We start from the raw sequence: 12,844 nt of genomic DNA, 5'->3' as shown, positions 1-12,844 counted from the left end.
ACCCTCCAGGTTACGTGCAGCAATTATTATATGTTTCAACCGATGTCGATTCGCTGCAACAAGATTCTACTTTTTCAAGAGTGTTTACCGGCTGCTGTGCTGGCACCGTACAACAAGCGCTTGGCATGTTGACATGATCTTCTGCTGCTTCGAATTCGCTGTCTTCTTTGGTGTAGAACACCTCCCAAGGATTACCTTCCGGATCGGTTACCCATATTTTATCTTGAACGGCATAACAACAAGTGGTATTTATTTCATCAATAGTAGCTAGACCGGCTTCTTGAAGGCGAGTCTTTACCGCAAGCACCTCCTCTGTGTTTTGTACTTGAAAACCAAAATGGTTAATGACTCCCCTGCTTTCATAGGGACGTGCATTAAGCGAGAAGTGCATGGCAGGGCTAGCTAGTTCGAATTTTGCATAGTTTTCTTTCGTTTTTGAAGGTTCTGCATTAAATAGTTTTCTGTAGAAGCTTAAAGAGCGCTCGAGATTTCTTACATTAATGGCGACATGCATTTTCATAGCAATCTCTCCTCGATTAATCAATTTTTTTTGATTTATAATTCAAAAAAATTTAGCAGCAGTTCGAATTAGCATCCGCCGGTCTAAAAATACAGCAAAGCTGCTCGGAAAGAAGGTTATTTATTTCGCTGGGATTGAGCTCGTAATAGCTCCAAGTACCTCTTGTCTCTTTTGTAATCAGGCCGGCATCCAATAGTATTTTTAAGTGATACGATAATTTGGATTGCGGCATCTCCACCACTTCAGTTAAATCGCAGACGCAAGTATTGCCGCGCTGGCACAACTCATATAGAATTTGAAGCCTCTTTTCATCAGCTAATGCTTTAAATTTTTGTTCGTACTTTTCAAACGATAAAGGCATTGCTGTAAGTTCGTTAACTGGAATTGATTTTTTCATCACAATCACCTGCTCTTAATCTTTTATTTCAGACCAGCTACTTGCAGCGCAGCATGCCTACACGATGTAGGGGCACCTTAACATTTCCGATATATCAATTTTTTTTGATTTATAATCTTGAGTAAAACTTACCACATATTTATCTTCAGATCAACCATTACATCAATAAAAATTGATTTAAGAATATTTGCTCAATGATTAACCATGCAACAAAGACAGCCAGGCAATAAGACCGTCATCGTCAAGACGAATGATCGTCGGGTACCAAACAAACAGATTTATGAACATACGGGAATAAATGAGCAGCAGTGAGATTTTTGGTGATAAAACCATTTTTCATCCATCAAATGATCGTATTTTAAGCTGAGTTGACTTTTCTTCTAGAACGGGCTGTCTCATACGTATCCTAATACAATACTAATGATTCTGTTTTCTATGTATGACCGTGAACCATATAACAAGGAGGTTTTGCCATGAATGTGATAGAAATCACGAATTTGACCAAAACGCACGGGAAATCTAGAGGAATCACGAACGTCAGCTTTCATGTGGAAGAAGGTGAAATTTTCGGGTTTATCGGACCCAATGGAGCCGGGAAATCTACGACGATCAGAACTTTATTATCACTGATTTACCCGACTAGCGGCAAAGCCGAAATTTTTGGTAAGGATTGCATCGCGTTTGCTCCCGAAATTGCCAAGCAAATTGGCTATTTGCCTTCGGAGGTGTTTTATTATGACAATATGAAGGTGATCGATCTCTTAAAATACTCGGCAAGCTATTACAAAAAGGATTGCAACAAACGAATGAAAGAGGTAGCTGAAATCATGGATCTTGATTTAAAAAAGAAAAATGTGATGGAACATTCCGTTAGCTTTTTATTCAGAGGCGATATTAATAGCGTCATGAAAAAAATAGCCGAAATCGAAATCGCAAACCTATGGATTGAAGAACCGGACCTCGAGGAGATTTTCATGCACTACTACGAAAAGGAGGTCTGATCAACAATGAATATTTTTCTGCATGAATTAAAGTCTTATGGAAAATCAACGTTGATTTGGTCCGTTTCATTGGTTGCCCTGCTCGTCCTGTTCATGTCCATGTATCCGTCTATTGCAGCCGATATCGATTCGTTCAAAAAACTGTTGGATAGTTATCCGGAGGCTGTGCGGAAAGCGATCGGTCTTGAAGTGGAGAACCTGGGTTCGGTGCTGGGCTTCTACGCTTATATCTTTCTCTATTTATCGCTTTGCGGGGCCATTCAAGGCATGAATATCGGCACGTCCATCATTTCCAAGGAGATACGAGACAAAACGGCGGATTTTCTTATGACAAAACCTGTATCGCGAATCACCGTACTAACGTCCAAGATTTTGGCCGCATTGACCTCGTTAGTTGCTACAAACATGTTTTTTCTGACTGCAGCCAGCATGATGCTAGATCAGGTGAAGACAGAAGAATACAGTGCAGCAACTTTCTTTATGATAACCGCCACGCTTTTTTATGTTCAGCTTATTTTTATTGCATTAGGCGTAGTCATTTCGGTCATCGCTCGGAAAATAAAATCCGTTCTCACGCTATCTCTTGGTACCGTGTTCACCTTTTTCATCGTCGGCATGCTCGTATCAACAGGTAATAATGAAGCAAAAAGGTATCTATCTCCCTTTAAATATTTCGACACGGCCGCTATCTCTCGAAGTTCCAGCTATGAGCCCTCTTTCTTGCTAGCTGGAGCAGGAATTGTCTTAATTTCTCTGCTAGTAAGCTATTTCGTTTTCATCAGGAAGGATATCCATGCGGTTTAATTGTGGGGGGAGGCGTTGAAATGAATGTATTTTGGATCGAGATGAAAGCATACTCGAAATCTCTTATTTTTTGGAGCATCGGCATTCTATTCTTAATTGCCTCCAGTATGGGCAAATATGCTGGGTTATCCTCTTCCGGACAATCCATGAGTGATTTAATGGCGGGCATGCCAACATCCTTGCAAGCCCTTATGGGAATCGGAACGCTTGATCTATCGAAGGCAAGCGGATATTATGGCGTACTCTTTGTCTACCTTGTATTAATGGGAACGATTCATGCCACGATGATAGGCGCTAATATTATCGCGAAGGAAGAACGGGATAAAACGGCCGAGTTTTTGTTCGTCAGACCTGTTTCAAGAAATAAAGTGATTTTATCAAAATTGTTGGCTGCGCTTGCAAATCTCGCTATGTTGAACATCGTTTCTTTGGCTGCCTCTCTCACCCTGGTCGCGAAATACAGCAAAGGCGAATCCGTAAGCGGCGCAAACGCATCATGAATGGGGGTTCACTTCAAACATTCTGAGTCTGCCCCCGACTCCTACTAGATGCAAAAAAAATCGGTACATCATGTACCGATCGTTTAAGTTATATTCTTTTATCAAAATATCATCTTTACAAAATGGCGATACTTCGAATTACGGCAAATGAAGGCTCGTCTTATTTTGCATATAAATGCTTCAGCAGTTCCCGGTTTTTTTGAGCAAATAAATCGTTGTGGGATGACACGGATCCCCATGCCCAAGCTTCAGGCGTAATATACTGCTTGGCACGGTTTACCGCATTTGCGGCATCCTGGAAGGCACCGGCAATCAAGTGCAGCTTCCCTTCATGGTGCAAGATGTCGCCTGCAGCATATAAGCCTTCTACAGATGTTTCGCTCATTGGAGTTCCCTTGATTCCTCGATTTTCATCTATCTCAATACGCATCGCGCTATTGTCCAGCAAATTCCGATCCCGTTCGTAACCGTGGCTGATAATCACTTCATCAACTTCCAATTCAGTCTCGGCATCATTATCATGACTTCGCAGCACAACTTTGGAAATAAGCTCATGATCGGCGGAAGCAACCAATCGCTGTATCGTCACGTTTAACAAGCATTCAACTGAGCTTTCACGCAGCCACGTCACCTGAGACTCATGACCGTTTAACATATCCTTCCTGTACGTCAGATATACTTTTTTCGCGATGGATTCCAACTCAATTGCCCAATCGATGGCGGAATTTCCTCCGCCCGAGATGAGAACAACCTTGTCTTTAAAACGGGCCAGCGATTTCACCGTATAATGCAAGTTCGAAACTTCGAATCGCTCTGCTCCCTCAATTTGCAGCTTAGTCGGTTGAAATATGCCGTAGCCGACGGCTAAAATAACGGTTTTGGAGTAGTGGGTCTGACCGGACGAAGTGTGCAGCACAAATTGTCCGTCATCATTTTTGGAAATCGATGTCACCTTCTCGCCGAGCACGATATCAGGCTCGAACGTCAACGCTTGCTCTTTCATCTGATCAATAAGCAGCTCGCCAGAGACAGGACGCATCCCACCTACATCCCAAATCATCTTTTCCGGATACATATGGACTTTCCCGCCGAGATAAGGCTGAAATTCAATCAGTTTCGTCTTCATCTCGCGCAAGCCGCTATAAAATGCACCATACAAGCCTGCGGGGCCGCCACCAACGATCGTCACATCATATAATTGATCCTCAATCATATTCTCCCTCTACTTTCTCGCGGCTTCGATAATCCAATCAGCCAAACTGCTTATTTGTGCTTCAACGGCAATCGGGTCGCGATACCATGACTGGTTTTCATTCCAAAGATACGCTTTTCCATCCCGAATCGCAGGCAGCTTGCCCCAAATCGGATCGGCCTGCAGCTGCTCCAATGACGCTTCCGTCGTCAGAATCAAGTAATCCCCGGTATATTTAGGCAGCATCTCCAGCGAAAGCTCATAATAGGAGTCGGTCAGCATATAATCAGGAACTTCCGAAGGCGGCTTCGTGCCCAACATTTCATACATGATTCGGCCGCCGCGTCCCGACTTCGGTCCGAATATAAATGCCATGCCATCATACTCTTGCATGACGGACACGGTCTCGCCCTTGCCAAGCGCAGCCTGTACTTTCTCGCTCAATTTGCCTAGTTTGCTCTCAAAATCAGCAATCCACTGCTCAGCGACATCCTCTTTGTCTAGCAGATCGCCGAAATAGCGCATTTCCTCCTGTATGGACGTAAAGCTGTTGTACGGATTAGCCACCGTCGGCGCAATGAGCGAGTACTTGTCCACATTCTCTTTCTCGTTTATTTGCGTAATGATTAAATCCGGCTCCAATTCAAGCAAGGCTTCCAGCGATTCGCCCACATCCGTCACGCCGTCAAGCTTCCCTTTCAAATATGGACTATTCATCAAAAAAGTTTCAGCTGAGATTGGCTGTACGCCAAGCGCTAACACCGTTCCCAAAAATGCCTGCGCCGCTACACGTTGCGGGTGAGCAGGCACTTCCACCTCACCGACTGATGTAGTAATGGTTCTCTTTTCGACGTTGACAGGCGCCTCCGTCTCCGCGTTTGATGCGTTATTCGCTGTCCGGTTTTCTGTATTATGGCTTGCCCCGTTATTACCTCCTGTGACTTCCGTTGCTGTTCCACAGCCCGTCGCCGCCATAGACAGACACAACAGCGCCGTCGCCAACAGATTTCTTTTCCTACTTGCCATACCATTTCCCCCATCCGCATGTTGTAGATAATGATTATCATTACTAATTAGATGATACATTGCCGGATGAGGTGCTGCATCAGATAAATCTGACCAATTCGTTGTATATTTCGAAACATCAGATCGATATTTTTTGCGGTATTGACCCGGAGTGATGCCCGTTTGTTTCTTGAACATACGATTGAAATATATGTTGTCCTGATAACCAACATAATCAGCTACTTCCTGCAGCGTCGCTGCTGTATCCCGGAGCATTTTTCGCGCCAAGTCCATGCGAAGCTGAATCACATAATCAAGCGGACTGCATCCCGTTAGCTCTTTGAATTTCCTTGAAACATACTGAGGGGTATAATTCATTTGCTGGGCCAGCCGTTCCACCGATATCATTCCGCGATAATTCGATGCCATATAACGAATAACCTGCTCGGCCAACGAAGGCACGCACGCATTTTCCGTCCGCTCCAGCAGCGCCGCATGCGCGAAACGGATGAATTCCCCTTTGGCCTTCAACCGCTTCAACCCTTCTATCTTCCCCAAGTCGAGCTGTTCATTTCCTCCGCCGTTCGCCTTTTGCCAGCCGATAAGCATGGTTTCGAGCATCTCCAGCAATGCGAGCGGTTCGGACGGCGATAACCCCCAACTTTCCATAAACGGATTGTCGGTTTGCATCATCATATGAAACTCCCGCAGCGCAGAAGCTGGCAACGAAGCATTGTATAAAATCATATATACATCAAGCAAGCCGGCGGATCGTACATTTAACCGTTTCCCCTTGCCGACATGCATCAAATGAAACCGCTCAGACAACCACACATCGCCGTCCGCCCACAGTTCGGCATTCCCGTTTGCCGTAAATATAAATAGGCTTGATGGCGTTATGTAATCACGAATTTCGTCGCCACGTTCGATTCGAATTACCCGAACATCCAACACCCTAACGATGACTTGATTCCATAGTTGAATTTGCTCGTTCATGTTCATAATACTGCCACATAACGGACGTTATCCATCCTGTCCATCAGATTGCTCCTCCCAATGAAAATATAAAATAATATACAGCTAATGATTATGATTATCAATATCATCAAGATATCAACCATAACGAATACGACCGTATGAAGTCAAGTGGCACATTTGCAGTTGTAATCATTCCATGGCATCATCATAGTCGTATAAGCCCCAGATTTTTGAGCTTTTCCGACGAAATCAAAAAAGCTCATGGATAACCATGAGCTTAAAGCATGTACCAATATACGAAACCTTTATTTTCTTGGCTTTTATTGGCTGCTGTCAATGATCCAGCCTATGGCATTGTTCAAATCTAGCGGATGTCTGATAACGATGCTCGTCCATAGTATGAAGCCAATGCATGTGATAATGCAAAACGCCCATACTTCTCTCCTATGTATTCGCGCAAATCGGAGAAATAGGAATGCTGCGGCTGAAAAGATTATATATGTCCCCAAGAGAACAATCATGTTGTACGTTCCCCTCTTCTTTTGCGAAGCCAAGTAAATACGACGATAAGAACGGGGAAACCGATCCCGAACGGAACATAATAAATAAACAAATAATCATGGATCCACTTCGCATTCTCAGCAATGTTTGAGAACAATAGCGAATAAGCGGAGATGACCCCAATCAGCGGGACGGCGACAACGGCTCGGTTGCGTATGGCAAACACTTGGCAAATTGCGGATACGGCAAAGTAATAAATTGCACTCAACTTTACGAATACGACTAACAGCATGTTTACGGAAATGACGGATTCGAGATGCTCAAAAAAGCTGGAAAACTCCATTTCACGAAATATCGTATACTTCGGGTACAGGAGATGGGAAGATCGATATACGCCTAGAACGCCAATCGCGAAAAATACGGATAGCGCGATCTGAATGCCGCCAAAGACGGTTCCCCCCAATACGGCTGTTTTGAGCTTTGTTCGAACCATGGGAAATATCATCATACAAGCGACTGTCTCTAAGAAAGGAAAGCCTAGGGCATATTTGGTTTCAGATAAAATCGGCCAAAAATGAAAATCATTCGGAATGTGGAAATTTCGCCACTCCCATTCATTTAACATGACCGAATAAGGAATCCAAAAGGAAACGGAAATATAGGGAACGATAAATATGCTAACGAGTGATATAGCCCGTATCCCTTTCACTGCCGCATAGGCGCAAACCGCCAGAGTCATGATATGGAATATCGTCTGAGGTGTCCTTGGCATCATCGTCACATGCATATAGTCACTTACATTTCTTGTTACCCAAGCAGCAATTTGAAGGAAGAAAACAATGTAACAGACGGATATGATCGCCCCTGCGGACTTTCCGAATACACGGTTTAATATTTGTACAAGCGAAAGACCGGGATGTTTCTGAGAGACGTAAATCCAAACAAATCCAACAATAACACCAAAAAGGGTACCCCATAAATGTACAAGCCATCCAAATTGCTTTGCATCTGAGATCGTGGCGTTTGGCATCATAATAAAAGTAGTCCCCACAACAAAACAAGAGACAAGACAAAACATTTGGAAAGGACTTAATGAGGTTTGCTCCAACATCATTCTCCTATTCGTAAGGTGTGATTGTGTTTCCTAAAGTGGTTAACTTCGAATGGACTTCGAATTCGACTTGAATGTCCTTCCATCTTTTCCGGCCATGGTCCGTATCTCCGATGCCAAGCATGTCCCAGTTTTTTTGCTTAGCAAAGCTGACGAACTGTTCGCACTTTTTTTTGTATGTGCGATTGAATTCCAGCTCCATTTTCTCGATATTTTGAAGCGTTAGCTTTACTCCCTGCTCATTATTAATGATGCCTATATTTCCATCGACCCGAATTTGAAGCCTATCCTTCGTTATCCACTTTCGCTTGATTTGAATATCATTTAATGCGATATCAACCGTTTCGCCATTGACCTTAAACGTTTCTTGTTTACGGGTCGCATATCCGTTTAGGACATAATATGTGTTCTTGATCTCATCGCTTACCTTCCCGACCATTTTAGCCTTTATAAATACAGCTCCCCCATTGAAGGTTATGCTCTGTTTCGTAGCGTTGATATCTTCCAGACGATCCGCCAGTGATGCTGAACCATTTCCTTTATATTGAATAATGGGCATGATGGTCGGTCTGCTAAAAGGAATGCCTTCTACAAGATCATTCATTCTTGTCGGTAATTTGTTTATGCCGAGTCTTCTTGCATGCCAATCGAGCAATAAACGTATATTTCTTCCTGGAACCCGGTCCAATAGCGTAAACGTATTGATCACTTTGGAGACGGGATCTTCCGATACGATCGCATAAACATTCGTTCTGCGCTCTTTATAATTTTCCAAATAATTGGCCATTTTCAATAAGCCTGCCCTTGCCATCCGCTCCGATACGACATAACACTGCAGATGCGAGGTGTATAAATTTCTAGACATGACTGCCCCGGTTTTTTCCAGCATGTTTCCCATGGTTGGGGCCGAAACCTCATACGTGTAAACGGCTGCTCTAGACGGGCCTGACCTTCGTGCTTCTATGCTAGGGGGATTGAGAATTTGATAATAGGCAATAAACATGCCTTTCTCATCCCGGTCTATGGCGATCATGTCGACGATAGCCAATTGGTTAATTTCTTTCATGTCCCAACATCCGGAACAAAAAAGCAAAATGGAGAACATAATAATAAGCTTTTTCTTCATTATGAATCTCCCGTTACCCATTCCTTTTTCTCCGATGCCGGTTCATTAGGGGCCGGTTAATACGGATAAAGGTGTCTCTCCAATTCGAAAGCTTTAGCGGTGCCAGCGGCGCAAAATACGGAACGCCCATAGAACGCAAGGATACTAAATGGATGAGCAGTACAAAAACGCCGCACATCACGCCAAACAAACCTAATAAGCTGGCTAAAAACATGAATCCGAATTGGATCAGCCGCTGTGCGATGCCAAATCCATAACTCGGAGCCACAAAATTAGCGATTGCAGTTAACGATACGACAATGACCATTGCGGCCGATACGATACCAGCCTCTACCGCAGCTTGGCCGAGCACCAATGCTCCAACAATGGATATTGCTTGACCGGATATTCTTGGCATGCGCAGCCCGGCTTCCCGAAGAACTTCAAATATGATCATCATCGCGAAAGCTTCTATCACGCTAGGAAATGGGACGCCTTCCCTTTGAGAGGCTAGGTTAGCCAACATGGACGAGGGAAGCAGGTCTTGGTGATAGGTTGAAACGGAAATGTATAAGGATGGAGTAAATACCGCAATAACAAAAGCCAGCATGCGGAGCCATCGCAATACGGTAGCAATGTCAGCTCTTTGGTAATAGTCCTCAGACGTAGCAAATGACTGGAAAAACGTAATAGGACCTGCTAATACATTAGGCGTTCCGTCCGTAATGATGGCTGCCTGTCCCTCGAGCAGTTTTGCAGCAATAGCATCAGGCCTCTCTGATGAAGTGAATTGAGGAAATGGAGTCATTGTCTTGTCCTGGATATATTCTTCTATATAGGCGCTCTCGAGAATGCTCTCGGTTTGGATGGCCTTCAGCCTATTACGAAATTCATTAATTAAGTCAGGGTCGGCAATACCGCGCATATAGATCAAACAGACCGTTGTATTACTTTCACTGCCAATGATCATTTCTTCAATCACCAATTTTTCGCTCTTCAGCCGTTTACGGATGAGCGAAATATTGCGGGAGCAATCCTCCACAAAGCCTTCACGCGGTCCTCGGACTACGGATTCTGTTTCGGGCTCGGCTATGCTGCGTTGTTCTTGTTTGCAGACGTTTATAGATATGGCGCGTTGTCCGGAGAAGGCTACAATACATTGACCTTCCAATAATTCTTTAATGCACGAATCCGCCCCGCTCACTTCTTTTATTTCCGCTTGTATAAATGCAGACATTAGCCATTGAGAAGGGTTTTGGCCATTCTGAAGCGGGGAATGTGGCGTCAATATGCCTGAGATGACCAATTCATCGACTAGCTTTTGATCCGTTATGGTAGACAAATACATGCAGGTTATTTCGAATTGTTCTTGCACGCAATAGTTTTTTGTCACGAGGTCAGGTGAATCGTTCAGCCTTTTCTGTATGATTGTCGAGAAACTTCGTAAGAGCTGATCCATCCGCAATCCCCCCTGTTTTTCCTAAGGATTGCCATCTGGATTTCTTTTATTCAACCATTCCTATAAATGAGTTCTCGTCCTTGTCGTCTCATGACCAATAAATGAAAAACCGGTAATCCATCAGATGATTGATTACCGGTTTGCCTCCAAAAGAATGATTTGCATATGATTACCGCAATGATTCGTTATTGCTCTTGCGTGCCTGTACCAGCCGTACGTTGCGGTGCGGCCTCGGGGACCGTGCCGTCAGCCGGAGGCTGACCGCCTTGGCCTCTCATTGGACGCTCACCTCCGCCCATATCGCCTCTTCCACCGCCCATGCCCATGCCGCTCTGAGCTGTCGTGACGCCTGACTCGTTCACCCAAGTGACAGCGCTCGTAATCTCGAAGCTGACTACTTTCGTACCGCCCGTGTACTCGCCGCCTTCGTATAGGCCGTTCGTTTCGGTGCCGGTAGATGAGCCGCCCGAGTAGATTGTGTACGTACTGCCTTGCTTCAGGTCAGGCGAGCTGATCATGATCGATTGGAATGTTTTTAACGGAGCGAAGGTCGCGATAGCGTTTCCTTTGCTGTCCTCGAGGCGCACCATCGTTCGAGGATCCAGTGCCTGCGGGAAGGTCATGAGTACCGATTGCTGCGTCGACGTATCGGAAGTCGATTGCACCATGCCCGAGCTGCCAGCGGCGATCAGGTAGCCGCCCGTCATCTCGAAAGTGCCGTCGTAATCAATTGAGCCGTTGCCCGCCTTGGTAGGACCGCTAACGGTTACCGTGCCGCCGCTCATCACGATTGAACCGTTGGAGTCGAGTCCGTCGCCGGTCGCGTTCACGTTATATATGCCTCCGGTAATCGTCAGCATATGCGTGCCGTCGGTAATCGTGTTCTGGCCCGCACGTCCGTTCACTGACGAACCGTCGTTCCCGCCTCCTACGTTCACGCCGTCGTCTGATGCCGTTACTGTCGCTTCGCCGCCAGCCAGCGTAATGATGGAGCCTTCGATCCCTTCGTAGCTCTTCGTAATATTAATCTTCCCGCCTGTGATCGTAACTGCTGTATCCGCGTGGATGCCGTCATCACCGGTAGTGAGCATGAGCTCGCCGCCAGCTATCGTCAGATTGCCATTGCTGTGGATAGCGTCATCCGCTGAGTCGATCTTGAACGTACCGCCTCCCACTTGAATATCCGTACCTGCTTTCAATCCTTTCGCACTAGTCGATGTATCTTCCGTTGCAGTCGCATCCGTACCCGTTGCCGTGCTTGCCGCATCTGGTGCTACTTGTTGACCGCCGCCCCAGCCGCCGCTCTCTTCGGCATACGTCTCTCCATTCACGCTGCCGCCACCAGTTATGAGCGAGAACGTACCGCCATTAACTAGCATTGATGTTTCCGCTTGAAGCGCGTCGTTGCCGGATGCAATGTCGAACATGCCGCCGGCGATGGCAATAATTCCTTTGCCTTCTTCTTCTGCATTGGTCGCTTTCACGCCGTCACCGCCTGCTTCCACCGTCAGTTTCACGCCTTCGAGAGCAGCCACGCGGTCTTTGCCCATTACGCCGTCGTCAACAGCCTTAACCGCGATCGTGCCAGATACCAGCTTCAAGTCGTCCCTGCTGTTGATGCCGTTGTTAAAGTTGCCTACCACCGTCAGCTTGCCCGTTCCGTTAATCGTCAGGTCAGCCTTGCTGTACAAGGCTGCGTTCGGTTCTTCGGCGGTTGCATCGGCATAGACGTAGCTCGTGCCGTCCGACAGTTTGTTTTCCGTGCCGTCTTGCAGTGTTACAACAACCTTATCGGCTTCCACGATATACAGCGGAGCACTGTCGTTATTATGAAGCTCCAAGCCGTTCAAGATCAAGTGTACCTTGCCGTCCGGCACGTTCACCGTCAACTGGCCGTCGTTCAGTATGCCGCTTAATACATACGTGCCAGCTTCCGTTATGCTCACCGATCCGCCTTCACCTGTTGCGGCTCCAGCACCCGTTACGCTAGCCGATGTGCCACTAAAAACAATCTTCGTCGAACTGTCTTCGCTCCACTCCGTGTTGTAGTCTTCATCGTCGAACTCCACGAGTTCGTCCATCGACAGCTCGGTTGTCGCAACTGCAGCCGTTTCTGTCTGCTGAACCGTTGAAGAAGTCTCAACGACCGCCGCATTGCCGGATGCTCTCGTATTGCTGCTTCCATTACTGCAGGCCGAAGCTAGCAGTACCGTGCACAAGGCGATTACGCCTACATAATGTTTTAAATTCGTCTTTTTCATATCGATCTTC

General features: G+C 45.9%; 11 protein-coding genes. 3 read left to right on the top strand and 8 right to left on the bottom strand.

Features of this window, described 5'->3' with window-relative positions:
* Nucleotides 1–10: 10 nt before the first annotated feature.
* Both FHS16_RS19005 and FHS16_RS19000 read right to left on the bottom strand, forming a co-directional pair.
* Nucleotides 11–520 carry an ArsI/CadI family heavy metal resistance metalloenzyme gene (locus tag FHS16_RS19005; RefSeq protein WP_183566109.1) on the bottom strand — a complete coding sequence of 170 codons (510 nt, stop codon included), beginning with the start codon at nt 518–520 and terminating at the stop codon, nt 11–13.
* 52 nt (nt 521–572) lie between these two features.
* A complete protein-coding gene (locus tag FHS16_RS19000) occupies nt 573–881 on the bottom strand; it encodes an ArsR/SmtB family transcription factor (protein WP_183566383.1) in 309 nt (102 codons plus the stop codon).
* 509 nt (nt 882–1,390) lie between these two features.
* On the opposite strand from FHS16_RS19000, the gene FHS16_RS18995 reads away from it, so the two are divergent.
* The 3 genes from FHS16_RS18995 to FHS16_RS18985 are packed head-to-tail and all read left to right on the top strand — an operon-like array spanning nt 1,391 to nt 3,222.
* Nucleotides 1,391–1,918 (top strand): ATP-binding cassette domain-containing protein, encoded by a 528-nt coding sequence (locus tag FHS16_RS18995; RefSeq protein ID WP_183566106.1) that lies wholly within the window; start codon nt 1,391–1,393, stop codon nt 1,916–1,918.
* Nucleotides 1,919–1,924: 6 nt separating this feature from the next.
* On the top strand, nt 1,925–2,722 hold the full coding sequence (locus FHS16_RS18990) for an ABC transporter permease subunit (RefSeq protein WP_183566103.1): 798 nt from the start codon (nt 1,925–1,927) through the stop codon (nt 2,720–2,722).
* Nucleotides 2,723–2,742: 20 nt separating this feature from the next.
* Nucleotides 2,743–3,222, top strand: a complete 480-nt coding sequence (locus tag FHS16_RS18985) for an ABC transporter permease subunit (protein ID WP_183566100.1) — start codon at nt 2,743–2,745, stop codon at nt 3,220–3,222.
* Between the two features lie 160 nt (nt 3,223–3,382).
* On the opposite strand, the gene FHS16_RS18980 is transcribed toward FHS16_RS18985, so the two are convergent.
* From FHS16_RS18980 to FHS16_RS18955, 6 genes are all read right to left on the bottom strand, one after another.
* The gene (locus FHS16_RS18980; RefSeq protein WP_183566097.1) at nt 3,383–4,435 is read right to left on the bottom strand and encodes an NAD(P)/FAD-dependent oxidoreductase; all 1,053 of its coding nucleotides are present in this window, start codon (nt 4,433–4,435) and stop codon (nt 3,383–3,385) included.
* Nucleotides 4,436–4,444: 9 nt separating this feature from the next.
* The gene (locus tag FHS16_RS18975; protein WP_183566095.1) at nt 4,445–6,421 is read right to left on the bottom strand and encodes an AraC family transcriptional regulator; all 1,977 of its coding nucleotides are present in this window, start codon (nt 6,419–6,421) and stop codon (nt 4,445–4,447) included.
* A 493-nt stretch (nt 6,422–6,914) separates the two neighbouring features.
* The gene (locus FHS16_RS18970) at nt 6,915–8,009 is read right to left on the bottom strand and encodes a GerAB/ArcD/ProY family transporter (protein WP_281379148.1); all 1,095 of its coding nucleotides are present in this window, start codon (nt 8,007–8,009) and stop codon (nt 6,915–6,917) included.
* A gap of 7 nt (nt 8,010–8,016) precedes the next feature.
* Nucleotides 8,017–9,135, bottom strand: a complete 1,119-nt coding sequence (locus FHS16_RS18965) for a Ger(x)C family spore germination protein (RefSeq protein WP_183566091.1) — start codon at nt 9,133–9,135, stop codon at nt 8,017–8,019.
* A gap of 13 nt (nt 9,136–9,148) precedes the next feature.
* Nucleotides 9,149–10,573: a spore germination protein gene (locus FHS16_RS18960; RefSeq protein WP_183566089.1), complete on the bottom strand. Its 1,425-nt coding sequence runs from the start codon at nt 10,571–10,573 to the stop codon at nt 9,149–9,151.
* Between the two features lie 185 nt (nt 10,574–10,758).
* On the bottom strand, nt 10,759–12,834 hold the full coding sequence (locus tag FHS16_RS18955) for a carbohydrate-binding domain-containing protein (RefSeq protein ID WP_183566088.1): 2,076 nt from the start codon (nt 12,832–12,834) through the stop codon (nt 10,759–10,761).
* Between the last annotated feature and the right edge of the window lie 10 nt (nt 12,835–12,844).

The organism is Paenibacillus endophyticus, assembly GCF_014192395.1.
GTDB classification, from domain to species: domain Bacteria; phylum Bacillota; class Bacilli; order Paenibacillales; family Paenibacillaceae; genus Pristimantibacillus; species Pristimantibacillus endophyticus.
This window is presented reverse-complemented; position numbering and strand designations above follow the sequence as displayed.